The organism is Nocardia pseudobrasiliensis NBRC 108224, from assembly GCF_001613105.1.
Classification (GTDB): domain Bacteria; phylum Actinomycetota; class Actinomycetes; order Mycobacteriales; family Mycobacteriaceae; genus Nocardia; species Nocardia pseudobrasiliensis.
In genome coordinates this window covers 1-24,779 of the sequence record NZ_BDBS01000045.1, presented here as the reverse complement: position 1 = coordinate 24,779, position 24,779 = coordinate 1, and the positions used below count along the sequence as shown (strand labels likewise).

Annotated in this window: 25 protein-coding genes; 17 read left to right on the top strand and 8 right to left on the bottom strand. The window is 68.0% G+C overall.

Annotated features, from left to right (window positions below):
* Positions 1-46: 46 nt before the first annotated feature.
* From NP4_RS31010 to NP4_RS30990, 6 genes are all read left to right on the top strand, one after another.
* Entirely contained in the window at positions 47-1,936 is a 1,890-nt protein-coding gene (locus tag NP4_RS31010) for a helix-turn-helix domain-containing protein (RefSeq protein ID WP_211335963.1), read from the top strand.
* 92 nt (positions 1,937-2,028) lie between these two features.
* Positions 2,029-2,184 carry an RNA 2'-phosphotransferase gene (locus NP4_RS41290; protein ID WP_174556190.1) on the top strand — a complete coding sequence of 52 codons (156 nt, stop codon included), beginning with the start codon at positions 2,029-2,031 and terminating at the stop codon, positions 2,182-2,184.
* A gap of 13 nt (positions 2,185-2,197) precedes the next feature.
* Positions 2,198-3,037 carry a DUF72 domain-containing protein gene (locus tag NP4_RS31005; RefSeq protein WP_068005535.1) on the top strand — a complete coding sequence of 280 codons (840 nt, stop codon included), beginning with the start codon at positions 2,198-2,200 and terminating at the stop codon, positions 3,035-3,037.
* A gap of 107 nt (positions 3,038-3,144) precedes the next feature.
* Positions 3,145-3,636, top strand: a complete 492-nt coding sequence (locus NP4_RS31000; protein ID WP_068005533.1) for a MarR family winged helix-turn-helix transcriptional regulator — start codon at positions 3,145-3,147, stop codon at positions 3,634-3,636.
* Positions 3,637-3,646: 10 nt separating this feature from the next.
* Positions 3,647-6,265 carry an MFS transporter gene (locus tag NP4_RS30995; protein ID WP_068005530.1) on the top strand — a complete coding sequence of 873 codons (2,619 nt, stop codon included), beginning with the start codon at positions 3,647-3,649 and terminating at the stop codon, positions 6,263-6,265.
* Between the two features lie 13 nt (positions 6,266-6,278).
* The gene (locus NP4_RS30990; RefSeq protein ID WP_068005528.1) at positions 6,279-7,100 is read left to right on the top strand and encodes a YceI family protein; all 822 of its coding nucleotides are present in this window, start codon (positions 6,279-6,281) and stop codon (positions 7,098-7,100) included.
* A 10-nt stretch (positions 7,101-7,110) separates the two neighbouring features.
* Here NP4_RS30990 and NP4_RS30985 read toward each other — a convergent pair whose 3' ends face one another.
* Entirely contained in the window at positions 7,111-7,470 is a 360-nt protein-coding gene (locus NP4_RS30985) for a hypothetical protein (protein WP_068005526.1), read from the bottom strand.
* A gap of 360 nt (positions 7,471-7,830) precedes the next feature.
* On the opposite strand from NP4_RS30985, the gene NP4_RS30980 reads away from it, so the two are divergent.
* The 4 genes from NP4_RS30980 to NP4_RS30965 are packed head-to-tail and all read left to right on the top strand — an operon-like array spanning position 7,831 to position 11,793.
* Complete coding sequence (locus NP4_RS30980) at positions 7,831-8,886, top strand: helix-turn-helix domain-containing protein (RefSeq protein ID WP_082876370.1); 1,056 nt, start codon at positions 7,831-7,833, stop codon at positions 8,884-8,886.
* On the top strand, positions 8,883-10,277 hold the full coding sequence (locus tag NP4_RS30975) for a pyridoxal phosphate-dependent aminotransferase (protein WP_068005522.1): 1,395 nt from the start codon (positions 8,883-8,885) through the stop codon (positions 10,275-10,277). The genes NP4_RS30980 and NP4_RS30975 overlap by 4 nt, the downstream gene beginning before the upstream one ends.
* Entirely contained in the window at positions 10,274-11,287 is a 1,014-nt protein-coding gene (locus NP4_RS30970) for a Rossmann-fold NAD(P)-binding domain-containing protein (protein ID WP_068005520.1), read from the top strand. The genes NP4_RS30975 and NP4_RS30970 overlap by 4 nt, the downstream gene beginning before the upstream one ends.
* Entirely contained in the window at positions 11,284-11,793 is a 510-nt protein-coding gene (locus NP4_RS30965; RefSeq protein WP_068005518.1) for a mycothiol transferase, read from the top strand. Before NP4_RS30970 ends, NP4_RS30965 begins: the two co-directional genes overlap by 4 nt.
* Before the next feature lie 7 nt (positions 11,794-11,800).
* Here NP4_RS30965 and NP4_RS30960 read toward each other — a convergent pair whose 3' ends face one another.
* The 3 genes from NP4_RS30960 to NP4_RS30950 form a co-directional block, all read right to left on the bottom strand.
* Positions 11,801-12,934: a DUF475 domain-containing protein gene (locus NP4_RS30960; RefSeq protein WP_068005516.1), complete on the bottom strand. Its 1,134-nt coding sequence runs from the start codon at positions 12,932-12,934 to the stop codon at positions 11,801-11,803.
* A 156-nt stretch (positions 12,935-13,090) separates the two neighbouring features.
* Positions 13,091-13,591 carry an aggregation-promoting factor C-terminal-like domain-containing protein gene (locus NP4_RS30955; RefSeq protein ID WP_174556189.1) on the bottom strand — a complete coding sequence of 167 codons (501 nt, stop codon included), beginning with the start codon at positions 13,589-13,591 and terminating at the stop codon, positions 13,091-13,093.
* A gap of 63 nt (positions 13,592-13,654) precedes the next feature.
* Positions 13,655-15,274, bottom strand: a complete 1,620-nt coding sequence (locus NP4_RS30950) for a DUF885 domain-containing protein (protein WP_068005513.1) — start codon at positions 15,272-15,274, stop codon at positions 13,655-13,657.
* 96 nt (positions 15,275-15,370) lie between these two features.
* On the opposite strand from NP4_RS30950, the gene NP4_RS30945 reads away from it, so the two are divergent.
* Positions 15,371-16,027, top strand: a complete 657-nt coding sequence (locus NP4_RS30945; RefSeq protein WP_068005511.1) for a thiaminase II/PqqC family protein — start codon at positions 15,371-15,373, stop codon at positions 16,025-16,027.
* Positions 16,028-16,031: 4 nt separating this feature from the next.
* Here the strand turns inward: NP4_RS30945 and NP4_RS30940 are convergent, their stop codons facing one another.
* Complete coding sequence (locus tag NP4_RS30940) at positions 16,032-16,739, bottom strand: chymotrypsin family serine protease (RefSeq protein ID WP_068005508.1); 708 nt, start codon at positions 16,737-16,739, stop codon at positions 16,032-16,034.
* 25 nt (positions 16,740-16,764) lie between these two features.
* On the bottom strand, positions 16,765-17,580 hold the full coding sequence (locus NP4_RS30935; RefSeq protein WP_068005506.1) for an RNA polymerase sigma factor SigF: 816 nt from the start codon (positions 17,578-17,580) through the stop codon (positions 16,765-16,767).
* Between the two features lie 298 nt (positions 17,581-17,878).
* Between NP4_RS30935 and NP4_RS30930 the strand changes: the two genes are divergently transcribed.
* The 5 genes from NP4_RS30930 to NP4_RS30915 all read left to right on the top strand — a co-directional run bounded on the left by NP4_RS30930 (position 17,879) and on the right by NP4_RS30915 (position 21,794).
* Positions 17,879-18,088, top strand: coding sequence for a hypothetical protein (locus NP4_RS30930; protein ID WP_068005503.1), 210 nt, complete (start codon positions 17,879-17,881; stop codon positions 18,086-18,088).
* A gap of 50 nt (positions 18,089-18,138) precedes the next feature.
* A complete protein-coding gene (locus NP4_RS30925) occupies positions 18,139-18,333 on the top strand; it encodes a hypothetical protein (protein WP_068005501.1) in 195 nt (64 codons plus the stop codon).
* A gap of 93 nt (positions 18,334-18,426) precedes the next feature.
* On the top strand, positions 18,427-18,606 hold the full coding sequence (locus NP4_RS41285) for a hypothetical protein (RefSeq protein WP_147288080.1): 180 nt from the start codon (positions 18,427-18,429) through the stop codon (positions 18,604-18,606).
* Positions 18,607-18,777: 171 nt separating this feature from the next.
* The gene (locus NP4_RS30920) at positions 18,778-20,205 is read left to right on the top strand and encodes a lipase family protein (RefSeq protein ID WP_082876369.1); all 1,428 of its coding nucleotides are present in this window, start codon (positions 18,778-18,780) and stop codon (positions 20,203-20,205) included.
* A gap of 104 nt (positions 20,206-20,309) precedes the next feature.
* Positions 20,310-21,794 (top strand): lipase family protein, encoded by a 1,485-nt coding sequence (locus NP4_RS30915; RefSeq protein WP_068005498.1) that lies wholly within the window; start codon positions 20,310-20,312, stop codon positions 21,792-21,794.
* Here NP4_RS30915 and thiI read toward each other — a convergent pair.
* Both thiI and NP4_RS30905 read right to left on the bottom strand, forming a co-directional pair.
* Complete coding sequence (thiI, locus tag NP4_RS30910; protein ID WP_068005496.1) at positions 21,755-22,969, bottom strand: tRNA uracil 4-sulfurtransferase ThiI; 1,215 nt, start codon at positions 22,967-22,969, stop codon at positions 21,755-21,757. The two genes, NP4_RS30915 and thiI, sit on opposite strands and share 40 nt — an antisense overlap.
* 33 nt (positions 22,970-23,002) lie before the next feature.
* Positions 23,003-23,695: a hypothetical protein gene (locus tag NP4_RS30905; protein ID WP_068005494.1), complete on the bottom strand. Its 693-nt coding sequence runs from the start codon at positions 23,693-23,695 to the stop codon at positions 23,003-23,005.
* Between the two features lie 160 nt (positions 23,696-23,855).
* Here NP4_RS30905 and NP4_RS30900 point away from each other — a divergent pair, with 160 nt between their 5' ends.
* The gene (locus NP4_RS30900; protein WP_169813832.1) at positions 23,856-24,734 is read left to right on the top strand and encodes an alpha/beta fold hydrolase; all 879 of its coding nucleotides are present in this window, start codon (positions 23,856-23,858) and stop codon (positions 24,732-24,734) included.
* Positions 24,735-24,779: the final 45 nt, after the last annotated feature.

The following is a 24,779-nucleotide window of genomic DNA, read 5'->3' as shown; positions in this document are numbered from 1 at the left end:
GTCGAATCACATGTCCGGGCGGGCAGGCGGATTCAGAATGGGTGCTATGAGTTGGGAGGTCTTCCTCGGATTACTCGAACGGGAGGCCTCCGCGGTCGAGTTCGAGGCCCCGGTGCTGGCGGCCCGGGCGGGCGGCGCGTCGGCGGCCGAACTCGCGCGGCTCGAGGACGCCAAACTCGCCGCGCTGCGGGTGCGGGCGCTGCTGGATCGGCGTGCGCGGCGGGAGGCGGAGCTGGCGGCGCTGTTCGATACCGCGAGCGATCTGGCCGCGCTGCGCGATGTCGACGCGGTGCTGCGGGCGATCGTGCATCGCGCCCGCAGGCTGCTGCGCGCCGATATCGCCTATATATCCCTGCCCGATCCGCAGCGCGGGGACACCTATGTCCGCGTCACCGACGGGTCGGTCTCGCGCATCTTCCGCGCGTGCCGATTGCCGACCGGCGCGGGGCTCGGCGGGCTGGTCGCCGAGACCGGGATGCCGTACTGGTCCGCGGACTACTTCGACGATCTGCGCTTCCGGCACACCGCCGGAATCGACGAGGCCGTGAAGGATGAAGGGATCGTGGCGATTTCGGGCGTGCCGATGAAACTGGGCGAGCGCGTGATCGGGGTGCTGTTCGCCTCGCATCGCAGCGTGCGCCGCTACGCCCCCGAGGAGATGGCGCTGCTCGGTTCGCTGGCCGCCCATGCCGCCATCGCACTGGACTCGGCGCGGTTGCTCAGCGAGATCAGTACCGCGCTGTCGGAGTTGAGTGACGCCAACGAGGCGCTGCGGGAACATAATTCGACCGTCGAGCGGGCAGCCGAGGCGCACGATCGGATGACCGATCTGGTGGTTCGCGGCGGCGGTGTGGCCGATATCGCGGCGGTGGCCGCCGATATCCTCGGCGGCGCGCTGCGGGTGCTCGGCCCGGACGGGCGGTCGCTCGCCGAGGTCGGGGTCGCGCATGGCGATCGGCTCGCCGACGCCGAATCGATACACGAGATCGTTTGTGCCGCACAACGGTTGGGACGCACCGCGCATATGGGCGAGCTGTGGGCCGCGCCCGGTGGCGCGGGTAATGAGACGCTGTGCGTGCTGGTCCTGCGGTGCCCGGGTGAGCTGTCCTCTTCGGACCGCCGGATCCTCGAACGCGCCGCCCAGACCACCGCGATGCTGCTGCTGTTCCGCCGCGGTATCGCCGAGGCCGAGGGCCGGGTGCGCGGCGCGCTGCTGGACGATCTGCTCGCCGATCGAATCGACGCCGAGACCCTGCGGGCCCGCGCCGCGCCACTGACATTCGATCCGGATCGCGCCTACGTCCTGGTGGTGGCCGAGCACGGCGGTCACCGCCGCGCGCCCGCGCACGCCACCGCCTACGCGCTGGTCCGCCGCGGTCTGGCGGCCGCCCGCGGCGATCAGTCCGTGCTGCTGCTACCCGGCGAAAATCCCACGGCCGCAGCGCGGTCGGTCGCGGCCGAACTCACCCGCGCCCTCGCCACGCCGGTGACCGCGGGCGGCTCCGGTCCGGTCGCGCTGCCCGCCGGTGTGGCCCGCGCCCATGCCGAGGCCGAACGCTGCGTCCGGTTGCTGCACGCCCTCGATCGTCGCGGCGCGGCCGCGAGCACCGCCGATCTGGGTGTGACCGGTCTGCTGGTCGGCGACACCCACGACGTGCTCGGCTTCCTGAGCCACACCCTCGGCCCGCTCATCGACTACGAAACCCGGCGCGGCACGCCGCTGCTGGCCACCCTGGAAGCCTATTTCGCCACCGGCTCCAGCCGCGCCGAAAGCGCCGCGCGCCTGCACATCCACGTCAATACCGTCACCCAGCGCCTGGATCGGATCACCGCCCTGCTCGGCACCGACTGGCGCACCCCCGAGCGTGCCCTCGACATCCAACTGGCCCTGTGCCTGCGCCGCCTGCACACCGCCGCGGCCCTGCCGCCGGCGTAAATCGCTTGGCCACCGGGTTGTTCGGCGGTGCCATGACCGGAAGATGGACGACAAACGGATGGTGCGTATATCCAAACGCCGAGACCGACACGATGGATACCGCGACCAAGGTCGGCGCGCGTCGCGGCGCACCGGTGGTGCTGCGGGTGGACGCGGGTCGGATGGCCGCCGACGGCCATCCGTTCTTCGTCAGCGCCAAGGGTGTCTGGCTGGTCGACCGGGCGCCGTCGGAGTATCTGGACGGCTAGTACCGTCGAAATCATGCAGCTCTACGTCGGATGTGCGCAGTGGACGCATCCTGCCTGGCAGGATCGGCAGCCCGATGCGCGGGCGCGGCTGCGCGGATATGCGCGGTGGTGTAATGCGGTCGAGGGCAACACCACCTTCTACGCGACGCCGGCTCGGCGCACGGTGCAGTCGTGGGCCGAGCAGACCGACGCGGACTTCCGATTCGTGGTCAAGTTGCCGAAAGTCATTACCCACGAACGGCGGATGACCGAGGTCGAGGGCGAGGTGCGGGCGTTTCTGGACGCCATGGAACCGCTGGGGCCGCGGGCGCACGCGCTGTGGATCCAGCTGCCTCCGTCCTTCGCGCCGGGCGAACTCGGTGCGCTGGCCCGCTTTCTGCGTCTGCTGCCTTCGGAGCATCGCTATGCCGTGGAGGTCCGCCACCGCGCCTTCTTCGACGATGAGCAGACCGCGCGGCAGCTGGAGTATGTGCTGTCGCGGGCGGATGCGGAGTGGATGCCGTTCGACACCACAACGCTGTTCGCGACGCGACCGAACAGCGCCACCGAGCGCGACGCGTGGACGCGTAAGCCGCGCACGGCGTTGCGTACCCGGGCGCTGACCGATCGGCCGATCGTGCGCTACATCGGCCGCGACGATGCCGAGGCCACCATCGCGGGCTGGCGGCGCTGGGTGGACATCTGCGCCGACTGGCTGACCGAGGGCCGTTCGCCGACCGTATTCATCCACACCCCCGACAACGCCGAAGCGCTGGTACTGGCACGTCGTTTCCATGCCGACGTCCGCGCGCGCCGGCCGGAACTCGAGCCGCTGCCCGAGCCCGCGCCGACCGAGCCCATGACCCTGTTCTGAGAAAACGATTTGCGGACGGGGCCCGGGCCGTGCGTATAGTTGGCATAGGCAACTAGTTGTAGGCGCTAACCAAACACTGAAAGCTCATGGGTAAGAGGGGTATCCCGATGACCACCGCCGGCTTGGACCGCAGTGCGCTCGCCCTCGACGACGCGGATCGTCTCGGCGCGCAGCTGATCCGGTTCGTGCGCGCGATCAATCGGGCGAAGACACAACTGGCCAAACACGGTCCGGACGGGCTGGAGAAGCTCGCCTACGCCGTGCTGTTCTGCCTGGTACACGACGGCCCGCAGCGCACCGGCAAACTCGCCGAACAGCTGCACGCCGAGATCTCGACCATCAGCAGACAAACCCGAACGCTGGTGGCGCACGGCCTGGTAGAGCGCCGGGCCGATCCGATCGACGGCCGAGCGTGCGTATTGGCCGCCACCGACGAGGGGCAGCGGGTATTCGAGGAGAACCGCCGGCTGCGCAATCTCTGGATGGCCGAGATTCTCGCCGACTGGCCCGCGCACGACCGCGGCACACTCATCACCCTGCTCGACCGACTCAACAGCAGTATCGAAGCAACCCCACCACCGACAGCCGAACCGAAATAGGGCCTCAACCATGACGAATTCGACCACCCAGGCACCGGCGGCAGCGCAGCCGCCGAACCTGGAGGCGGGTGCGAGCACGTCACTGTCGCATCGGCAGATCCTGACCATCCTGTCCGGACTGCTGCTCGGCATGTTCCTCGCCGCCCTTGATCAGAACATCGTGAGCGTGGCGATCGTGCGGATCGCCAACAGCCTGCACGGATTCGATCAGCAGGCATGGGCGACGACGGCGTATCTGATCACCGCGACGATCAGCACCCCGCTGTACGGCAAACTCGCCGACATCTACGGCCGTAAGCCGTTCTATCTCATCGCGATCGGCGTCTTCGTCGCCGGTTCGTTCGCGTGCACCTTCGCCACCTCGATGTACGAGCTGGCCGGGTTCCGCGCCTTCCAGGGCCTGGGAGCCGGTGGCCTGATGTCGCTGGCGTTCACCATCATCGGCGATATCGTCCCGGCCCGAGAGCGCGTGCGCTATCAGGGCTACTTCATGATCGTGTTCGGCAGCGCGACCGTGCTGGGTCCGGTGCTGGGCGGCTGGTTCTCCGGCTTCGACCACCTGTGGGGTCTGGACGGCTGGCGCTGGGTGTTCCTGGTGAACGTGCCGATCGGCGCGCTGGCGCTGCTGGTGGTGGCGCGGGTGCTCAACACCCCGCATCAGCGGCAGAACCATCGCGTGGACTGGTTCGGCGCGATCGCACTGGCGATCTGTGTGGTGCCGCTGCTGGTGGTCGCCGAACAGGGCCGCGGCTGGGGCTGGGAATCGCGTAAGGCGCTGGTCTGCTACGCGATCGGCGTCATCGGCCTGCTGCTGTTCGTGTTCGTCGAGTACGTGATGAAGGACGCGGCGCTGATTCCGCTGCGGCTGTTCAAGAGCTCCACGTTCAGCGTCACCATTCTGGGCGGCTTCATCGTCGGTGTGGCGATGTTCGGCGGCATTTCGATGGTTCCGCTGTATTTGCAGGTGGTGCGCGGCTTCTCGCCGACCAAGGCCGGTCTGATGATGCTGCCGATGGTGTTGGGCATCATGCTCGGCTCCCAGATCGCCGGGCAGATCACGCGATTCACCGGACGCTACAAATTCCTGCCGGTGCTGGGCACCTTCATCGTGGCCGTCGGCACCCTGCTCTACGCCCAGGTGCACTTCGACAGCGCGCTGTGGCAGCCGCTGCTCTACAGCGGCGTGATCGGCTTCGGCCTCGGCGGCTGTATGCAGACGCTGATCATCGCGGCCCAGAACGCCGGTCCCCGTTCGGATATGGGTGTGTCGACCGCATCGGCCACCTTCTTCCGGCAGATGGGCGGCACGCTGGGTGTGGCGGTGTTCCTGACCATCCTGTTCAATCTGCTGCCGCACCGCATCGTCGACGCGTTCGGCGGTAAGCTGCCGCCCGGTTTCGACACCGAGAAGCTGAGCCAGCTGCAGAGCAATACCAGCGGTCTGGCCGAACTGCCCGCACAGGTGAAGGAGCCGATTCTGATCGGCTTCACCAACTCGCTGCACGGGGTGTTCTACGCGGCCGGTGCGGTGGCGCTGCTGGCGACGCTGGTGCTGTCGTTCATGAAGGAGATTCCGCTGCAGGATTCCGGCGCACCGGCCGCCGCGCCGAAGGCTCCGGACGAGCCCGCGCGGACCCGGACGCCCGAACCCGAATTCGCGGCCGTGGGTCACGACGCCGGCGACCGGTTCGCCCTGGCGGGCAACGAGATCGGAAACGGGCACGCGCGGGTGACCGCGGGTGCGCGGACGGCCGTGCCCGTGGCCGCGCGCGCGCCGATGGCCACCAACGGCAATGCCGCGTATTCCGGTGCGGTGGCGCAGCTGGCCGAGTCCGAATCGGCCGGATATCCCGAGGGTGAGGATCTGCCGCATCTGGTCGGCGGGCGGGTGCACCGCGAGGACGGACATCCCGTGCCGGGGGCCGCGCTGACGTTGATCGACCAACGCGGACATCAGGTTTCGCGCGGTACCGGCGGTCACGACGGCGGCTATCGGATCGGCGCGCCCGCCTCGGGACACTATGTGCTGATCGTGTCGGCCGGTGGCCATCAGCCCGCCGCGGTGAATGTGAGCATCGGCGACGGATCGCAGGCGCTGGACATCACGCTGCTCGGTTCGGGCGAGCTGTCCGGCGTGGTGCGCTCGGCCGGGACCGGCGAGCCGATCGGCGGGGCCACGGTCACCCTCACCGACCTGCGCGGCGAGGTCGTGGGCGCGGCGGTCACCCGCGAGGACGGCGCCTACGTCTGCCAGGGCGTGGTGTCGGGCACCTACACTTTGGTGGCGGTCGCCGACCATATGCGGCCCAGCGCAACGACATTGACGGTGCCCGACAGCGGCCTGCTACGCCACGACGTCGACCTCGTGCCGATGACGGTGCTGACCGGGTCCGCGTGGGCCGAGGGCCGGATGGTGCCCGACGCGCAGGTCGCGGTGCTCGACCGGCACGGTGACGTGATCGCTACGGCGCGGACGGATGAGAGCGGACACTATGTGGTGACCGATCTGCCCGAGGGTGAGTACACCGTGGTGGCCCGTGGCTATCCGCCCGCGACCAGCCGGGTCACCGTGGCCGGCGGCGAGATCACCCACGACGTGCGGCTGGGTTACGAGGAAACGACGGCGTAAGCGGGTAGTTCCAATGAGTGGTTTGACCGCGCGCATCCACACCGCCGAGGGTTGGCCGGTGCCGGATGCCGTTCTGACGGTGACGGATTCGAGCGGGCGGCAGCTGGCGCGGGCCGTGGCCGACGCGACCGGGGCCGCGGCCACCGAGCCGCTGCCCGCGGGTGTGCACACGGCGGTGGTGACCGCGCCCGGCTTCCGGCCGATCGCGCAGATCGCCCGGGTGGCCGGTGACGGTTCCGGGCGGCTCGGCGATGTCGTGCTCGAGCCCGAGGCGGGCGCCATCGCCACCCCGCCGCCCGGGCCGTGGACCATCGATCCGGTGCATTCGACGGTGCAGGTCACCGCGCGGCATCTGGGGATCGCCAGTATCAAGGCCCGGTTCGCCGAGGTGAGCGGGCGGCTCGACATCGCCGAAAGTTTCGAGCAGTCCAGCGGACTCGCGGAGATCAAGTCGGCGAGTATTGATACCGGAATCGGGATGCGTGACGATCACCTGCGCTCCGCGGAGTTCCTGGACGCCGAGCGCTATCCGTTGATCTCGTTCGCGGCCAAGGGATTTCATCGCACCGGGGCGGATACCTTCACCATGCCGGGCGAGCTGACCCTGCACGGGCAGGTGCGGCCGATCGAACTCGACGTGACCTACGGCGGGTTCGGACCGGATCCGTGGGGCGGGGTGCGCGCCGCCTTCCACGCCGAAACACTGTTGCACCGCAACGATTTCGCCATCGACTACAACGCGATCGTGCGGGCCGGGGTCGCGGCGGTCGGGACCACCGTGCGGATAGAGCTGGATATCGAAGTGGTGCAGGGCGCGCAGCTGCCCGCGATGTGACGGGACCGGGTCATACCCGGCCGACCGCGATGAGCGGCCGGCCGGGCCCGTCCCCCCGGGACGATTCGGGTTCGCCGTCTCCGGCGTGGGCGACAATGCGGCCGTAGAGGCGAATCAGGGCTCGCTCCAGGGTGATTCCCAGCTCTGCCGCGCGGAAGGCGGCCAGCTCCCAGGCGAGGCCGTTGTGCACCAGCCTGGGGTCGCTGAGGGTTTCGTCGAGCACCATGCCGCTGATGGCCTGGTCGCGGGTCAGCGCGGCCTCGGGCAACCAGCTCAGGGTCCAGACGCCGCTCTGTGCGGTCGGTAGGTACTGCGCGAATTCGGGACTGAGATCGCTGGTGATCAACCAGGCGGTGATCCGGAGTGCCATGGGACGGGCCCCTCCTCGGTTGTCGAGGCCATCGAGCTCTGAGAAGCAATGGCCGTCACTAAATGCTAGAAAGCGGCGCTCCCGAGTGTCAATGTAAGCGCAGTGCCACATCGGGATATTTTTGTGGCCGAAATGCCTACTGTGAGTCATAATGTCGACATTTTGTCGCGACTGAGCCCGGGGTCGGGAGATCAATGCGCGAAATGATGCTGATGCCTGCGCATTTGGGCGAGGCGGATCGCATTGAAGCCGATTGGTGTATCGCTACAATCACCCGTCGATGGGCGGTTTGCCCCCAAAAAGTTTGGCACGCTATTTGATTGACACGCGCTGGCATATCTGTGGCTAGAATCGGGCACCGTGACACTCTCTGGGCATGCGAGTGGGGAGCCGATCGGTCAACTGGTGCGCCGCCTCCGCACGGAGCGGGGGTACACGCAGGCCGCTCTCGCGAAAAAGGCAGACTGCTCGCGCAGTCTGATTCAGCAGATCGAGAACGGGACGAGAGTCCCGCCGCTATCGCTGCGCGAACGGTTGAGCTCGGCGCTGGGCGAGGAACTTCCGATGGCGGCCGTGCACGATACCGCCGCCGACACCTCCGGCGGGCACTACGACCTGCGCATGCGATTCAATATCCTGCTGGGCAAGGATCCGGATGTGGTCGAGCGGGTGCTGTCGATCGCGCAGAGCGTGATCGATGCGCGAACCTCGACCGAGGACATCGAACCGCTGCGGCTGATCGCCTCCCGGCAGCTCGACCGGGCCGAGGAGATTTTGGCCCAGATCTCCTCGCGCAGCGCGACGGTGTGGGAATGGAACACCATCAATGACTGGCTGACCATTCTCGAACAGGCCGAACTGTCCATCCGCGCGATACATACCGCCGATCTGGGCACCATCGGCGGCGACGTCGGCGACGACTACCACGCGGCGATCGTCCGGCTGGCCGACGATGTACACGAGCCGAAGGTCCAGGTGCGCCGCATGTATGTGCTGGATCGCATCGAGGACGTCTGGCCCTATGACGACAAGCTGTGGTGGCAGGCGCGCTCGGGTGTGGAAACCGTTCTGGTCAAACGGCAACACGCGCGCAATGCCCAGAGCATGCTGATCGTCGACGATCGCTATGTCTGCGTCGGCGAGTACGACTATTCGCGTCAGGCCCGTGTCGCCACCCGCTTCTCGGTGCTCAAACACGATGTGGCCTTCGCGATCCGGCGCTTCGAGAAGCTGTACGAACTGCGCCAGATCGGTTCGGCGATCGTGGTCGGCGATATCGCGGGCGCGCCGCCGCTGTCCGAATTCGAGCGGATCACGCAGGGTGACTGCCGGGACCTGTTCCGCGATGCCCTCGCCCACGCGTGGGAGCGCATCCCCGCGCCCGGCGAGCCGGTTGTCGAAGCCGGGCAGTCGTGAGCTCGGATCACATGGTCGCCGACATCCGGGCGCTGTCGGATCGGTCGGAGGTGCGTAAACGGCTGGTGCGCCGCGCTCTGGCACCGCGGTCGCTGTTCGAGGGCACGGGCGGGCGGGTCTACTCCGGAATCATCGACGCCTATCACGGCGAGACCGGTCTGCCGATGGACGCCGCCGCCACCAGCGCCCTGGATCGGGCGTGGGGCGAACTGCTGCACACCGAACCGCCGCCGGAGTACGCCGACGGACGGCTCTACGACAAGCGCCAGCCCCTGGCGCTGCGGGAACTGGCCGCGCACAAGCTGTTCGGGCGGCTGGACGCCGTGCGGCCCGATGAGGTCGTCGTATGCCCGTATTCGAGCACGGTGCTATTGGAGGAGGCCGTCGCGACGCTGGCACGGCCGGGCGGCGTAATCGTCTGCCCCGAGGGCTTCTACAAGAGCGCGGCCATCCACATCCAGAAGTCCGGTCTGCGGATCGTCACCTGCCCGGCGACTCCGGACGACCGCTTCGCGATCGATCCGCGGGCGCTGGCGGAATGTCTGGATCGGTATCGGCGCTCCGGCGAGCTGTGCGGAGTGGCGCTGACGCTGCCGGGTAATCCTGTGGTGGCGCGGTATTCGAGGGAGCAGCTGCTGGAGGTCGCGCGGGTACTGGCCGCGGCGGGGACGCGGGTGATCTGCGATATGGCCTTCGATCAGATGGTCGCCGAACATCTGCCCATCGCGGCGCTCGAGGTCACCACCGACGCGGGGCCGGTGCGGCTCTACGACCGAGTCTTGACGATCACCGGTAATTCCAAGGGATACAACGCCTTCGGGCCGTGCAAGATCGGTGCGGCCTGCACCGGTGATTCCGAGTGGCTGGATCTGATTCGATCCCGGCTCACCGTCGCCTTCCAACGCGAGACCACCCATCTGGCACGAGCGGTCATCGAGCACACCCCGGAGAGCTACTTCGAACACAATCGCAAGATCATGCGCGAGCAACTCGTCCGATCGCTCGAGCTGATCGACGGGATCGAGCGGCGGCAGGGGCGTAAGGCGCTGCGGCCGTTGGGCCGTGCCGAGGGCATGTTCCTCACGGTGGTGTTCGACGAGCCGATGCTCGACGCCGCGGGCATCCACTCCGGGGCGGTCCTCGAGGATCTGTTGCTGATCGCGGCCGGGGTCGACAGCGTGGCCCTGGATCGCACCGGGTCGCCGCGGCGCGGGGTGCGGCTCAATGTGCTCGCGCCGCGCAAGGCCCCGCGCCAGGAGTCGCGGGCGCTGACCGATGAGCTGTTCGATCGGCTGGAGCGGTTCGTGGAACGGCTCACCGGCGGGCTCACCTACCCCGCCGCGCTGGCCGAATACGATCTGGCGGAGGTGGATTCGGTGGTGTTGCCGTGATCGTGGGCGTACTGCGGGAGACGGCGGCGCGGGAGCGGCGGGTCGCGCTCGTGCCCGCGGATGTGCGGCGGCTGACCGCGGCGGATGTGGCGGTCGTGGTGCAGTCCGGGGCGGGTGGATACGCCGGATTCGACGACGCGGCGTACCGCGCGGCCGGTGCCCGGCTGGTCGGCTCGGGCGCGGAGGTGTTCGCGCCCGCCGATCTGGTCGCGTGGGTGAAGCCGCCGGTATTCCCGGTGGAGTCGATGCCGCGTCGGCGGGGGCTGACCCTGGTCGGTTTCCAGGATCCCATCCATCGGGCCGCGCAGATCGCGAGCCTGCGCGCGCTGGGGGTGGAATCGGTTGCCTTCGAATCGGTTTCGCCGGGGCAGCTGCCCGCGGCGGATGCGCTGACCGCCATGAGCCGCATCGCCGGGAGTGTGGCGTATCGAGCGGGGCGGCGGCTGGTTCCCGCGCATCGACGGCCGATCCGGTCGCTGCTGCTCGGCTGTGGGCAGGCCGGGCGTTCGGCGCTCGAGACGGCGCATGCCTGCGGGGACGAGCCGCCGGTGGTGGTCGGCAATCGCGATGAGCAACGAGCGATGGTCACGGCGTTGGGGCCCTGCGATTTCCGGACGAACGCCGTGGGTGATCCGGCGCTGATTCGCGATTGGATCCGCGATACCAAACCCGATCTGGTGGTGTGCGCCGCGGCCCGGCGTGGTTCGCGCGCGCCGATTCTGATCGATCCGGCGGGGCTGGCGGCCCTCGGCTCGGGCGCGGTGGTGGTGGATCTGGTCGCCAAGGCGGGCGGCAATTGCGTTGCGACCGTGGTGGATGCGACCGTGATCAGCGCCGACGGCGTGGTGGTGACGCATCGATCGAACTATCCGGCCCGCCGCCCGGCCGCGGCCAGCCGGTCCTACAGCGCCGCGGCCCTGGCCATGATCGGGCGATTGGCGAATGTGTCGGTGGGTGTGAGTAGCGTCGGGGGCGCAGACGACGACTTCATGGGAGGGAGCGACTCATGACCAGCGCCGAGGTGCTGACCGATGCGTTCGAGCGGATTCGCCAGGTGGTCCACCATACGGTCGACGGCCTGGGGGAGGACGCGCTGACCTATCGGGTCGACCCGGAGGCCAATTCCATCGCCTGGCTGATCTGGCATCTGGCCCGAGTGCAGGACGACCACGTCGCCGAGGTCGCGGGCGTCGAACAGGTGTGGACCGCACAGGGCTGGTTCGAGCGATTCGCCCTGCCGGTCGATCCGGCCGATATCGGCTACGGCCACAGCGCGGCCGAGGTCGGGCGGATCACCGCGTCGGCCGAACTGCTCACCGGCTACTACGACGCGGTGCATCAGCAGTCCCTGGACTTCCTGAAGGGGCTCACCGACGCGGATCTGCCCCGGGTCGTCGACCGTCGCTGGGATCCGCCCGTCACGCTGGGCGTGCGGCTGGTCAGCGTGATCTCCGACGATCTGCAGCACGCCGGGCAGGCGGCGTATCTGCGCGGGGTGATCGACCGTACGCGTTAGCGGCGCGTTACTGCGCCGGGCCGACGTATTCGCGTGGGGGCGCGCTTAGTTCGATATCCGAGGCGGGCTCGCCGTTCGGCGAGCGATGCCGCCGGTTGTAGACGACGCTGCTCAGGTAGGCCGCGATGATGATGGCCACGCCGAGCAGGCCGGTGGTGATCTCGTCGATGTGGTGGCCGGTCGAATAGAGCAGGACGAATGCCAGCGCGCCGATCGCCCAGTGCGCGCCGTGCTCGAGGTACACGTACTCCGACAGCGTGCCCTTGCGGACCAGATAGACGGTGATCGACCGGACGAACATCGCCCCGATCAGGCCGAGGCCCAGGGCGATGACGATCGGATCCGCGGTGATGGCGAACGCGCCGATCACGCCGTCGAACGAGAACGACGCGTCGAGTACCTCGAGGTAGAGAAAGGTGAAGAACGCGGCCTTGCCGACCAGTACCGCGGCGGGTGAGGGGGCGCGGCCCTCCTCGTCGATCTCGTGGTCGAAATGCGCGCCGAGCCCGTCGACGAGGATGTAGGTGACCATGCCCAGCACGCCCGCGACCATCACCACATCGGCCTTGTCGTCCGGGGCGACGAAGCCCGCGACCAGCACCAGCAGGATGAGCGAGACGATGGTGGTGAACATGTTGAACCGGCCGAGCCGGGCCAGCGGGCGCTCCAACCAGGACAGCCAGGTCGTCTCGCGTTCGGCGCAGACGAAGTTCAGGAACAGCAGCAGCAGGAACATTCCGCCGAAGGCGGCGATCTTGGGATTGGCCTCGTTGAGCAGCGTTTCGTAACTCGGTCGTCCGTCCGAGAAGTAGGCCATTCCGTCCGGCGGCGGATTGAGCGCCAACTCGAGGGCCTTCACCGGATCCAGATGTGCGGTGATGGCCACGACGAGCAGCGGGAAGACCAGCCGCATGCCGAAGACCGCGATGAGTACGCCGACGGTCAGGAACATGCGCTGCCAGAACTTGCTCATCCGTTGCAGGACAGACGCATTGACCACGGCATTGTCGAATGACAGCGACACCTCGAGCACGCCGAGGATCGCGGCCAGAACCAGCGCCTCGGGTCCGCCGTAGATCAGCGCGACCACCAGCGACAACACAGTGACTATGACGGACAGGGCGAACACACGCACGAACATGGCCGATGCCTTTCGTTAGCCCGACACCCGCGGGGGACACAACTCCACGGGCAGCAGCAGTCAGGTGCTCGCAACCCTCTCTTCGATTCTGCCAGGCGCGCGCGGGGGGTCACAATCGTTACCGGGCGGCACTACCGGTATGTCGAGCTCATCGCGTCAGTACCAGCCGTGCGCCTGCCAGAATGCCCAGGCTCCGTTCGGACTGCCGTAGCGTTGGTTCATATAGTCGTAGGCCCAACGGATCTGGGTGACCGGGTTGTACGGCCAGTCGATGCCGTGCGTGGACATCTTCTCCGGCGGCAGCGCCTGCGGCAGGCCGTAGGCGCCGGAGTGCGGGTTGATGGCGAAGGTGTTCCACCCGCTCTCGCGCGTGATGATGTTGTCGAAGGCGTCGAACTGGTCGGGCGGCACGATGAAACGCGCGATGGTCTGCGGCGCCAGGCGAAACAGCGGCAGCACCAGTCCCACGCTCATGCCGATCATGTTCGGAACGGCGAGGGCCAGACCGGAGGTACTCGAGGAGATGTCCTCGGTGATCTCGTCGGAGGCGATTTCGGTGGAACAGTCTGCCTCGCAATCCGCCGAAGCGGGACCGGCGCAGACCGACAGAGCGCACACCGCCATGGCCGCAATGGCCAATTTCGCGATCGATCGCATTAATAGAGCAAATCATTAGTTATTCGATTTGCCGGTAATGTCCGCGGCGTGTTGATTGACCGTTTAGTCGCGCTCGGGAAGTAGCAGCCTGCGCAGATGTCGGGGAGAGGGCGATCCGTGCGCGAGCATGGCATCGTGCCACTGCCGCAACGGGATACCGCTGGGCCGGTCCGCCGCGATCTCGGACATTTCCGAGTAACCGACAAAGTAGGTGGACAGCTGAGTGGAACCCAGCTGGGCGCGCCGCCATTTACCGGCCGCCTCGCCCTCCTCCTGGAATCCCCGGCGCAGCATGAGATTCATCGCCTCGGCCTCGGTCATCCCGGTGCAGTGCACGCCGTGGTCGAGGATCGCGTTGACGGTCATGCGCAGATGCGATTTCAGCCGCTGCAGCAGCACCGGCAGGCCGCCGAAGCCGTACCGGGACATGAGCTCCTCGGTGTACACGGCCCAGCCCTCGATGAATGTGCCACTGGCGCACAGCGCCCGGACCGGGGTCGAGCCGCGGAAGCGGCGGGCGTGGGCCAGCTGCAGAAAGTGGCCCGGCATCGCCTCGTGCACGGTGATATTGCGCAGCATGTGGTTGTTGTATTCACGGTAGAACGAGGCCACGCGCTCGGCCGGCCAGTCGGCCGGGGTGGGCGAGATGGCGTAGAACGTTGGCAGGTCCGCGGTTTCGAGCGGGCCGACCGGATCGCAGTAGGCCACCGCGACGCCGCGGGCGAATTCCGGCATTTCCTGGACCACCAGTTCGTCGGGCACCGGCGTGGCCAGATCGTGTGTCGCGACGAAGGTTTCGGCCTCGGCGAGGGCGGTGCGGATCCCGGCGATGACCGTATCGTTGCTCGGATAGTCGGCCGCCAGCCGGTCCAGGGCGGTGCGGACGGTCGCGTCGTCGGGATCGGCGACACCCAGCAATTCACCGGCGGCGGCGCGGATCTCGGTGGTGACGCGGTCCATGTGCCGGTGCGCGCGGGCCAGTACCTCGTCGGCTCCGAAATCGCTGTCGAGGGTATGCCAGAGTTTGGCCTCGAAGAGTTTGCGGCCCAAGCGCGGATCGCGGTCGGAGGTGTCGACGCGGGCGCGCAGCCAGTCGACGAACTCGGTCAGGGCGGCGGTCGCGTTCGCGGCGATCGCGTCGATCTTCGCGCCCGGGACCTCGGCGACCAGTGCGGGCACCTGATCGCGGATCAGCGCGGCCACGCCGCCGAACTGACCGATGGCGGTTTCGACGTGTACGCGCGGCGATTCGGTCAGCGTCGCGCGGGCGGTGGCCAGCGCGTCCGGCACGGCCTCGAGCCGGGCCGACAGCGCCGCCAGCCGCTGCTCGGGTGGGGCGAAGGGGCGGGCCAGCAGGTTGTACAGCAGCGGTCCGGGGTTGTGCAGCAACGGGTTCCACTCGTGTTCGCGGATCTCGCCGAGCAGGAACAGGCGCGCGTCGACCTCGCGGTGCAGCAGCGCCAGATCCACCGCGTCCTCGGCGTCGAGGTCGTCGGGGTCCACCTCGGCCAGCGCATGCGAGGCCTCGCGCAACATGGCGGTCCGCGCGCGCACGGCCTCGGGCGACCAGTCGGGCAGTCGATCGTCGGCCCGGTGGTCGCCCGCCCAACCGGCGCCCTCCGGATCCACCTCCAGGATGGCGTCCACGATTCGACCGGCCCGCTCGACGAAGCTCTGCGACATGCCGGTCACCCTACTACTCGACGCGAATGACGTTGTGTCCCTTGCCAAGGACGCGCGGGACTGTTCGATCGGCGGCTCGGCGCGCACAATGCCGGTATGGACGATTCGGCGGCACGGGCGAAGGAACTGGTTCAGCGGGCATATGCGGAGATCACCGCCGCGCCCAATCGTTTCCTGGATCTGCTGGAGGCGGGCGAGCTGCCGCGGGAGCGGCTGAATTCGCTTGCGGGAGAGGAGTATCACATCGTCCGCAGCGATCTGCGCAGCTTCGCGCACTTCGTCACGCGATATCCCGATCCACCCGCGGCGGATTTCTTTCTGACGCTGGCGGGCGGGGAATCGGGGGCGCTGCGGCTGCTGCTGGGATTCGGGGCCGGGCTGGGGCTGGACGAGCAGTGGCTGCGGACCTATCGCCCCCGGCCGCTGGCACAGGCATATCCGGCCTATATCGCCCAGCGCGCGCTGGTGGGCAGCGCGAGCGGGACGGCGCTGGCCATGCTCGCCAATCTCGACGAGTGGGGCGGCTACTGCGCGCGGGCCGCGGACGCGCTCGTGGCCCGCTACGGCCTCGGCGAGGACGAGGTCGGCTTCTTCCGCTACTTCGCGGCCAGCCCACCCGGATTCGCCGAGCAGGCAACCGATGTCGTGGCGCAGGGGCTGCGCGCGGGCGACGATCCCGAACAGGCCCTGCACGAGGCGCGGACGCTGCACGTCTTCGAGACGGCCTTCTGGAATTCGCTCGTCGAGGACTGACCGATCAGCTGCCGCCTGCGGGCGGTACGCCCAGTTCGGCGCCGAGGGCGGGCCGGAAGCCCGCGCCGACACCGTTGTTCGCGTCCAGATCCGTCTGGATCGCGGACATGGTCGTGCCCACCTCGGGTCCGACGCAGCCGACGGCCAGATAGGCGTTGACCATGCCGACCAGGGTCGTCCCGACCACCACGGGCGCACCGGAATCGCCCGGCAGCACGCACATCTGGGTCCAGGTCTCGGTGCCGCGGGCGAAGACGTCGCCCCAGACCACGCCGCAGTTGGTGCCGGTGGTGCGGCCCTTCTTGCAGACCGTCGCCGGGAATTGGGCGGGACCGCCGACCGCGGTGATGCTGACCGAGCCGACCCGCTCCGACGGCGCGACCCGGTCGGCGTCGAAATCTATGACGGCGTAGTCGAGTTCGTGATTGTTCGCGGCGATCCGGCCGATGATCCCGGCGTTCGGATCGGTTTCCGACACCACGCTCTGGCCCGGTTCGCCGCAGTGTCCCGCGGTGAGGCCCACCAGACGGTCCGCATTGTCGTGGCCGATGGTGGTCAGCGTGCATTCGATGGTGTTGGCGATGACGATGCCCGATCCGCCGCCGATGACGGTCGGTTCGGCCGCGTCGGCGCTACCCGCGCCCGCGGTCAGCGCGGCGGCGAGCGCCACGGTCGTGGACAGCGACCAGCGCGCCGGTGCGAGATTCGACATGGGGTCCTCCCGAGATCGGTGACATTCAGGCGGCCTGTCGTGAGCGCGGCGCCTCCAGGGCCTGGGCCTGCAGGGTGCGCAGGGTTTTCGCCAGAATGCGTGAGACGTGCATCTGCGAGACGCCGAGCTCCGTGGCGATCTGGGCCTGGGTCTTCGATTCGAAGTAGCGCAGGATCAGCGCCCGGCGGTCGCGCTCGGGCAGTTCGGCCAGTAGCGGTCGCACCGCCATCGCCTGCTCGAGCAGTTCGTAGCAGGGCTCCACATCGCCCAGGGTCTCGCGCAGCGAGCTCGCGGTCTCCTCGCCGTCGTCCACGCTCGCCTCGAGTGAATCGGTGCGATAGCCGTTGGAGGCGACGAGAGCGTTGGTGATCTCGGTGACCTCGACCTCCAACTCCGCCGCGAGCTCGCGCGCGGTGGGCATGCGGCCCAGGCGCTGCGCCAGTTTCTCGGTGGCCGGGCCGATCAGCTGCTGAATTTCCTTGAGCCGACGCGGCACTCGCACGGCCCAGGTGCTGTCGCGGAAGTACCGGCGAACCTCGCCCATGATCGTGGGAACCGCATACGACAGGAAGTTGGCTCCGCGGGTCACGTCGAAGCGGTCCACCGACAGCACCACTCCGACCCGGGCCACCTGCAGCAGGTCCTCGAACGATTCCCCGCGCCCGGCGAAGCGCCGCGCGATGTGCTCGGCCAAGGGCAGGCAGCGGCCGATGATCTCGTCACGCAATTGGGCGCGGTGCGGATCGTCGGCGTCGAGGGAGGCGAGCTTGTCGAACCAGGGTTCGATGTCGTCGTAGCTGTCCTTGCTCGTCCGAGACTCGTCGTAACGGTTGGCCGTCATCTTCGAGTTCCCTTCGTGGTGCGACTGTGTTCGGTAACAGGCGTATAACCCGGCACGCCGGTTCGAAACGTGCCGGCCGAGTGATGAGAATCGCCCGGTCGTGAGCGTGTTCGAGGCCATGGAGCAGCGAGGCGTTGCCAAAGCTCGGCCGTACCGTTATGGACCCCTAGGCATCGAGGAGGACCCGGCGGCGACCGGAGGATGACCCCGGTCGCGACCGGTGGGCGATGTGTGGAGGGTGTCGGGTTTTCCAGAATCGAGAGGGTAGGAATTCGAACCTCGGTGGACTGGAACGGATATGACGGTCGAGGTGCAGGCGGGGGTGCGGCGGCTGTTCGATCGGCACGGGTCACAGCTGTGGGGGGTGCTGGACTGGGTACCGGGGGGATGGGCCGGGCAGCTGGTGACGCTGCTGGTGATCGCGGTGATCGCGGGTTTGGTGGCGTGGCTGGTCGGCCGGGCGGCTCGCAGTGGGCGTGTCCGATTGAATTCCGACGAATCGGGGTAATCCTGGGACAGGGCGGTCCGGCTGCGGACCCAGCTCAGGAGGGTAAGGCCATGACGTCGACCTCGATCAACTCCTGCACTTCCGCTCACGAGCGGGCCCGGCGCCTTCTCGGTGGCGCCGAAATCGAACCCGATCTGCGGCCCTATCCCGCGCGGCCGCGTCGGGGCGAAACCAAAGTATCCAGATTCGATGCCGTACTGGCGGGTCTGCGCGTGGCCGCGCTGGCCCGGCGCACCGCCGGATGATTCCACCGGTGTAATTCGGCTCCCCGGTGGGAATTCCGCTGTCACTCGAAGTTCCATCCGATCGCCACCGACGAAAGGACCGGGGTGGTGCAGATGATCGAGACAGTGCAGCCCGCACCAGGGATGACCGATCTGTGGCTCGCGCAGTACCGTGATTGCTCGACCGAGCCCATCGGATTGTCCCCGGAGAAGGCGCATTTCCTGCTGGTAGTGCATGCGGGGCACGGCCCGGGATGTCGGCCGTACCTGGCCGCGGCGTCGTTCGAAGGTTGACCCTGTCCGCTGACCCTCCACGGGGCTTATGCAAAATGCATAAGCCCCGTTGATCATTTTCATGTGTCTGCAGGTACCGCTGAAACCGGCTTGTGCTGTTTGCTGATAGCGCATAACCGCGGCGGTGCGGGCTCCTTCCGGGCCGTACGCGGCCGGTCCAGGAAGGTCGAAGTGAGCGTCACCAAGTTTCGCGCGGCACCGCGTCGTCGGTGGCCGTTGATCATAAGTCTTGTCGCGGCATCCGTCGTAGCCGTTGTGCAATCGGGGGTAGCCGCGGCGGATTCACCACCGGTCCCAGTTCAACCGGCACTGCAGTTCCCGGTGCCGCCGTCCCCGCCGGAGCTCGATCCGGCCTTCTACGATCCGCCCGCCGAGGTGGTCGCGTCCAAACAGCCGGGTGAGATCATCGCCGCGCGCGAGGTGCATCTGGCCTTCTATTCGGTGATCCCGTTCAATATCGACGCCTGGCAGCTGTCGTTCCGGTCGACCAATACCCGGGGCGAACCCATCGCGGCCGTCACCACGGTCATGAAGCCGCGCGGCGACAATGGCGGGCAGGCGCGCAATCTGCTGTCGTATCAGTTCCCCACCGATTCGCTCGCCCAGTACTGCCAGCCCTCCTACGTGATGCAGCAGGCGTCGGTGCCGGGCACGATCACCGGGCAGTTCGACATCCCCTTCGAATTCGTCGCCCCGTTGACCGCGCTCGGTGCGGGCTGGGCGGTCAACATGCCCGATCACGACGGCCCCAAAACCGCCTTCGGCGCGGGTCCGCTCGAGGGCAGGATCACCCTCGACAGCATTCGTGCCGCCGAGAATTTCGCCCCCGCGGGGCTGCCCGGTCGCGCGACCAAGGTGGGCATCGCCGGATATTCCGGTGGGGCCATCGCCACCGGTCACGCGGCCGAACTGCATGCCTCCTACGCACCGGATCTGAATATCGTCGGCGCGATCGCCGGTGGTAATCAGCCGGATCTGCGGGACACGATCGCGCTGGCCAACAACAATCTCGGTTCGGCGTTGATCATGGGCGGCATGATCGGCGTCTCGCGCGAGTACCCCGAACTCGACGCGTATTTCAAGCAGCATATGAACGGCTTCGGCCAGGCCATGTTCGGTTGGCCGAAGAACTCGCTGTGCCTGTGGGGCGCGGGCATCCTGCCGTTCGTGAACATCGTGGGGTTGTTCGACAGTCCGGATCCGTTCCACGATCCGGTGCCCGCCAAGGTATTCGACGCGATCTCGCTGGGGCATTCGACACCGGATATGCCGGAGTTCCTGTACCAGTCCAATCCCGACGAATTCGCTCCCGTCGGTCCGGTCAATCGGCTGGTGGACAAGTACTGTCAGGATCCGAAGGCGCGGGTGACCTATGTCCGCGACAACTTCAGTGAACACATCAGCCTCGAAATCGTCTCGATCGCAAGGGTTTTGACCTGGCTGAAGGATCGCTTCGACGGGGTGCCCGTGCCCGACGGCTGCGATATCCACCAGGAGGGTTCCATGGCCCTGGATCCGGCGAGCTGGCCGGTCTGGCTGCAGGGGGTGAACACCCTGCTGGGCGGTCTTCTGCAGCAGCCCATCGGCAGCCGCCGCTGACCCCTGGCGTGGCGTGACCGACGTGGAGTGCCTCGCGCAGTAGCATTCGAAACTGCTGCTCGAGGCACTTTTCGCGGTTACCGGTCAGGTAGGGGAAGGGTGGAATGAGCGTCACGGTGTCGTCCCGGCGTCGGCTGCTGCCGAGTCTCGTCGGTGTGCTCGCGACCGGTCTGCTGATCACCGCCTCGGCGAATACCGCCCTGGGTGAACCGACCTCGGACGGCGACGCCCCCGCCGTCGAGGTGCAACCCGCGCGGCCGTTCCCGCTGCCGCCGAGTCCGCCGGAATTCGATCCCGAATTCTACGAGCCGCCCGCGGATGTGGTGGCCGCCAAACAGCCCGGGGAGATCATCGCGGCCCGGCAGGTGAATCTGGCCCTGTACTCGACGGTTCCGTTCAATATCGATTCGTGGCAGCTGTCGTATCGGTCGACCGACACCCGCGGTGAGCCGATCGCGGCCGTCACCACGGTGATGAAGCCTCGCGGGGACAACGGCGGCAAGCCGCGCAATCTGCTGTCGTATCAGTTCCCGGTGGATTCCGGGGCGCGGTACTGCTCGCCGTCGTATGTGCTGCAGCAGGGGTCGATTCCAGGCAATGTGACCGGACAGTTCGATGTGCCCTTCGAATTCCTGGTCGGCCCGATCACCGCGCTCGGCGCGGGCTGGGCGGTGGCGATTCCGGATCACGACGGCCCGAATACCGCCTTCGCCGCCGGACCGCTGGAGGGGCGGATCACTCTCGACGGTATCCGCGCCGCGGAGAATTTCGAGCCGATGGGCTTGCCGGGCAGGGACACCGAGGTCGGAATGGCCGGATATTCCGGCGGCGCGATCGCCACGACGCATGCCGCCGAACTGCATGCCGCCTACGCCCCGGAGCTGAAGATCGTGGGCGCCGCGTCCGGGGGCGGGCAGGCCGATCTGAGGGCGACGGTGCTCAATGCCAGCGGCAATCTGGGTTCGGGACTGATTCTGGGCGGCCTGTTCGGTGTCGCGCGCGAATATCCCGAACTCGCGCGGTATCTCGACGAACATCTGACCCCGGCCGGTAAGGCGCTGCGCGTGCCGCATCGTTCGCTGTGCCTGTTCGCGGCCGGAATGCTGCCGTTCATGAATCTGGAGAGCCTGTTCGACATTCCGAATCCGCTCGACGACCCCGTGGCCAAGTCGGTGTTCAACAAGGTCTCGCTGGGACATTCGGCGCCGGATATCCCGACGCTGCTCTATCAGACCAAGAACGACGAATTCGCCCCGGAACCACCGATGAAGCGACTGGTGGAGGAGAACTACTGCCGCGATCCGGAGGTCCGCCTGCAATATGTGCGCGATTCGCTGAGCGAACATCTCATACTGCAGACCCTCGCCGCGCCGCGCGTACTGCTGTGGCTCGAGGACCGCTTCTCCGGCGTAGCGATGAAGCGGGGCTGTGAGATTCGCGAGGAGACCTCGATGGCCATGGAGCCGGACACCTGGCCGGTGTGGCTGAAGGGTGCGGGCAATGTGCTGGCCGGAGTGCTGCAGCAGCGCATCGGCCATCCGGACACCGCCTATCCGATCCGGCCGAGGGCCTCGATCGGCGCGCGCTGACCCGCAGCCGGCCCGACCACGATGTCGTAGGCCTGCGACAGCGCGTCCTCGACGAGAGTGTCGATATCGGCGCGGAATTCGACCCGCGCCAATTCGGCCGGGGTGGCGCGGGTGCTCACCTCGGGCGGGACGAACAACCGGCAGCAGTCCTCGTCCGGCAGCGCGGAGATGTCGAAGGTGCCGATCCGCCGCGCCTCGGCGATGATCTCCTGTTTGTCCCAGCCGATCAGCGGGCGCAGCACCAGCAGATCGCACGCACCGTCGGTGGCGGCGAGATTGGGCAGTGTCTGGCTCGCGACCTGACCGAGGCTGTCGCCGGTCACCAGCACCTGATTGTTGTGGCGGCGAGCCAGGCGCTGGGCCACGCGCAGATACAGCCTGCGCTGCGCGACGGTCTGCAGCGGCCCGGATCCGGAGGTGGCCAGGGCCTTCTGGGCGCGGCCGACCGGGACCACGTGCAAGCGCGCCCGCGGTTGATAGCGCGCGAGCCGGTAGGCGAGGGCGTATGCCTTGTAGGTGGAGGCGGGATCGGTGTAGGGCGCGCCGGTGAAATGCACGTAGTCGCAATGCAATCCGCGCCGCATCGAGCGGTAGGCCGCGACGGGGGAGTCGTAACCGCCGGACAGCAGCACCAGCGCCCGTCCGGTGCAGCCCACCGGCAGCCCGCCCTGTCCGGGTAGGCGATCCACCGAGACGAAGATCTCGTCGGGATCGACCTCGACCACCACCGGCAGTTGCGGGGACCGCAGATCCACCGGCCAGCCGAATTCCCGACAGATCCGTGCCCCGACGTAGGCGGCCAGTTCATCGGAAGTGAGCGGAAAGTTCTTGCCGCGCCGTCGAACTCGCACGGCGAAGGTGGGCGCGGTCTCGCCCTCGCGGGCGCGCAGCAGTTCGACGGCCGCCTCGGCCGCGGCCTCGGCGGTGAATGGCACGCGCACCGCGGGCTGCACCACGTTCAGGCCCATGACCTGTTGCAGACGTCGCGTCAGTTCGGCGGATTCCAGCTGCGGTGCGGAGACGATGAGAAAGCCCCCGCGGCGGCGGATGTCGACCCGACGCACGCCGATCGCGCGGCGCATATTGCGAATCAGCGCGTTCTCGAACCAGCGCTGATTGCGGCCCTTGAGCGTGATCTCGCCCAATTTGGCCAACACACAGGTCGCGGCATCCATCGTGCCATTGTGGCCTACCGGCGGGGGCGGTCCTCAGCTGGTCAGAGCGCTCGGCACGGCCGTGTCGGAGCCCGGCGCGGGGAACGCGGCCGGGGCGGGGCCGAAGGCCTTGCGGGCGTTGCCGACCACCGACTTGCCCATCACCCGGTTGCCGAATCCGCCGACGACCGCGCCGATCCCGGCGGGCAGCACCTTGCCGAACATGAGCACCGCGCGCTTGGTGATCAGCTGGACCACGAACCGCTTCATCAGCCCGTCGTTCATGCCGCGAATGCCCGGGATCTTGTTGGCGAGCAGATCGGGCCAGTTCTTCGCGGACTTCCCGACGCCTTGCTCCACCGCGCGCATGCCGGTCTCGCCGAGCGCGACGCCGAGTACCAACGCGCGCCGACGCTCGCGATCCTCCAGCACGATGCCGTGCACCGCGGCGACGGCCAGGGTGAACACCGCGGCGGCCTCGAGGAAGAACGCCGTCTCGGCGGTCATCGCGAACAGCGACAGGATGGTGCCGATGCCGGGGACGGCGGCGATCGCGCCGACCGTGGTGCCGCTCGCGGTCACCATGAATACGAAGCGCCGCTCGAGCCGGGCGATGAGCTGCGCGGGGTTGTCGGTGGGGTGTTTGCGGCGCAGGTTGTCCACATACCGAGCGACGGCTGGCGCCTGCAGCCGTGAACCGTTGTCCAGCAGCGACCGCACCATCTTCTCCACGCCGGTCTTGAACATCCGGGCACCGCCTCTCTCGTTGCGTGTCAGGCACCGAATATCCAGTATTGCGCATTCGACACCCCCGGCCCGCCGTGCTCGCCGAGCGGGGGTGTGCGATTCGCGGTAGGGTTGCTTCTGTTCGAAAGCGATGGGGGCGGGCGACGATTTCGGGGGCTCGATGGAGCATCTGACGGTTCGGACGCCGCGGCTCGAGGTCGAGGTGCGGTTATACGGGGCGACCGGTGGGACACCGGTGTTGCTGGTACACGGCTGGCCCGACGGTCCCGCGGGCTGGGACGGGATCGCCGGAAAACTCGCCGCGCAGGGTTTCCGGGTCGCGGTTCCCGCGCTGCGCGGCTTCGACGGCACCCGATTCCTCGACCCGGCCGCGCCGCGCCGGGGACGGCTGACGGAATTGGCCGACGATCTGCTGGCGCTGGCCGACGCGCTCGACTGGCCGCGTTTCCACCTGGCCGGACACGATTGGGGCGCGCGCACCGCCTATCGCGTCGCGATCCTCGCCCCCGAACGGATCGACCGCCTGGCCACACTGGCCGCGCCGTGGGCGCCGACCGTACCCGAGCCGATCGTCTCCGTGCGGCAGGCCCAGATGTATTGGTACCAATGGCTTTTAAATACGCCCATGGGTCCGCGCCTGCTGGCCGCGGACCGGCACGAATTCGTGCGGCACATCTGGCGGGAGTGGTCGCCGACCTGGCAGCCGGGTCCCGATGAGATCGAATCGGCCCTGCGCGCCAGCGACAATCCGGACTGGATCGCGGTGACCCTGGACTATTACCGCAACCGCTGGGACTGGGGTGGGCCGGACGAGGCGGATCCGGAGGTCCGCGCGACCCGGATCACCGTGCCCACCTTGACGATTCACGGTCGCGCCGACGGCTGTGTCGCACCGGCCGCGCTCGATGGGATGGCCGAGCGCTTCCCGGCCGGATTCGAGGCGGAACTGCTCGACGACGTCGGTCACTTTCCGCATCGTGAGGCCCCCGACGCCGTCGCGCAGGCCCTGCTGCGCTGGTTCGGAAGACCGCAGCGGTGAATGCCGCCCCGCCCCGCGATGTCGACGCCGTCTGCGCCGAGCTGG

Excerpts from the sequence above, each read along its gene's own strand:
- NP4_RS30930 (WP_068005503.1), top strand. The coding sequence starts at position 17,879 with ATGACGGTCGAGGTGCAGGCGGGGGTGCGGCGGCTGTTCGATCGGCAC.
- NP4_RS30950 (WP_068005513.1), bottom strand. The coding sequence starts at position 15,274 with ATGTCGCAGAGCTTCGTCGAGCGGGCCGGTCGAATCGTGGACGCCATC.
- NP4_RS30900 (WP_169813832.1), top strand. The coding sequence starts at position 23,856 with ATGGAGCATCTGACGGTTCGGACGCCGCGGCTCGAGGTCGAGGTGCGG.
- NP4_RS41290 (WP_174556190.1), top strand. The coding sequence starts at position 2,029 with ATGGATACCGCGACCAAGGTCGGCGCGCGTCGCGGCGCACCGGTGGTG.
- NP4_RS30960 (WP_068005516.1), bottom strand. The coding sequence starts at position 12,934 with ATGTTCGTGCGTGTGTTCGCCCTGTCCGTCATAGTCACTGTGTTGTCG.
- NP4_RS30955 (WP_174556189.1), bottom strand. The coding sequence starts at position 13,591 with ATGCGATCGATCGCGAAATTGGCCATTGCGGCCATGGCGGTGTGCGCT.
- NP4_RS30925 (WP_068005501.1), top strand. The coding sequence starts at position 18,139 with ATGACGTCGACCTCGATCAACTCCTGCACTTCCGCTCACGAGCGGGCC.
- NP4_RS30945 (WP_068005511.1), top strand. The coding sequence starts at position 15,371 with ATGGACGATTCGGCGGCACGGGCGAAGGAACTGGTTCAGCGGGCATAT.
- thiI (WP_068005496.1), bottom strand. The coding sequence starts at position 22,969 with ATGGATGCCGCGACCTGTGTGTTGGCCAAATTGGGCGAGATCACGCTC.
- NP4_RS30965 (WP_068005518.1), top strand. The coding sequence starts at position 11,284 with ATGACCAGCGCCGAGGTGCTGACCGATGCGTTCGAGCGGATTCGCCAG.
- NP4_RS30935 (WP_068005506.1), bottom strand. The coding sequence starts at position 17,580 with ATGACGGCCAACCGTTACGACGAGTCTCGGACGAGCAAGGACAGCTAC.
- NP4_RS30990 (WP_068005528.1), top strand. The coding sequence starts at position 6,279 with ATGAGTGGTTTGACCGCGCGCATCCACACCGCCGAGGGTTGGCCGGTG.
- NP4_RS41285 (WP_147288080.1), top strand. The coding sequence starts at position 18,427 with ATGATCGAGACAGTGCAGCCCGCACCAGGGATGACCGATCTGTGGCTC.
- NP4_RS30915 (WP_068005498.1), top strand. The coding sequence starts at position 20,310 with ATGAGCGTCACGGTGTCGTCCCGGCGTCGGCTGCTGCCGAGTCTCGTC.
- NP4_RS31000 (WP_068005533.1), top strand. The coding sequence starts at position 3,145 with ATGACCACCGCCGGCTTGGACCGCAGTGCGCTCGCCCTCGACGACGCG.
- NP4_RS30905 (WP_068005494.1), bottom strand. The coding sequence starts at position 23,695 with ATGTTCAAGACCGGCGTGGAGAAGATGGTGCGGTCGCTGCTGGACAAC.
- NP4_RS30995 (WP_068005530.1), top strand. The coding sequence starts at position 3,647 with ATGACGAATTCGACCACCCAGGCACCGGCGGCAGCGCAGCCGCCGAAC.
- NP4_RS31010 (WP_211335963.1), top strand. The coding sequence starts at position 47 with ATGAGTTGGGAGGTCTTCCTCGGATTACTCGAACGGGAGGCCTCCGCG.
- NP4_RS31005 (WP_068005535.1), top strand. The coding sequence starts at position 2,198 with ATGCAGCTCTACGTCGGATGTGCGCAGTGGACGCATCCTGCCTGGCAG.
- NP4_RS30940 (WP_068005508.1), bottom strand. The coding sequence starts at position 16,739 with ATGTCGAATCTCGCACCGGCGCGCTGGTCGCTGTCCACGACCGTGGCG.
- NP4_RS30985 (WP_068005526.1), bottom strand. The coding sequence starts at position 7,470 with ATGGCACTCCGGATCACCGCCTGGTTGATCACCAGCGATCTCAGTCCC.